Source organism: Pseudoduganella sp. GW821-FHT12E03 (assembly GCF_058807115.1).
In genome coordinates this window covers 1-665 of sequence record NZ_JBXAQJ010000051.1, presented here as the reverse complement: position 1 = coordinate 665, position 665 = coordinate 1, and the positions used below count along the sequence as shown (strand labels likewise).

The following is a 665-nucleotide window of genomic DNA, read 5'->3' as shown; positions in this document are numbered from 1 at the left end:
GTTTGGTTGATGTCAGACCTCGTCATGCTGACCTTGTTCTTAGGATTCTTACCCGCGCAGGCCGCTGGAATTGGTTTCGTTGTCTGGCGTAAAAAGATACCGGGAGCAACGGCGTACAGGAACGCCTCACTTACTTGGGGCACCACTATTGTTTTTTTCGCGACCTGTATTGCTCACTATCTGTACTGGCGAGAAGTGAGATCACTTTGCTGCGGGGCGACGTGGTAGGGTAACTTTAAGCAAAAATGAAATTGCCCAACCATGCAGTCAACTGGACTTCCTACACGCTTCGCGTTCCGGCCGCCAATTACTGTGGACGTTGGCGACTGGTGTTCACCGTTGAATTCAAGCAGTTGCTCTGAGCTTGGCGCAGCGCGCCGGTGATAGCTCGAAGGGTGTGGTTTCCGGAAATGATTCGGCCTGTGGTATCTTTCTGGCAACGACGGCGGTGGCTTTTTGGCGCAGGTAAATCGCGCGTTCCTGGAAATCGTTGGCGTTTTGCCCTCGGTGGTTCGGGTGCATTGGCTTCCGACCGGCTTCTTTACCGCAGTGCCAATTCGTTTGTAGTCTGCGGTGGGTAGTTGGGTTGTGCAGTGGTCGGGCCGCGCCAACTATTTAATCAACCGGACCGCCCAATCGCTGCGCGCTTGGGTCCCCTCCGTGCT

General features: G+C 54.7%; 1 protein-coding gene. It reads left to right on the top strand.

The genetic code is table 11. The features are described from left to right. Positions 1 to 228 (top strand): hypothetical protein (locus tag AC1RRC_RS33235; protein ID WP_493060211.1); only part of this gene is annotated, 228 nt, incomplete at its 5' end. Between the last annotated feature and the right edge of the window lie 437 nt (positions 229 to 665).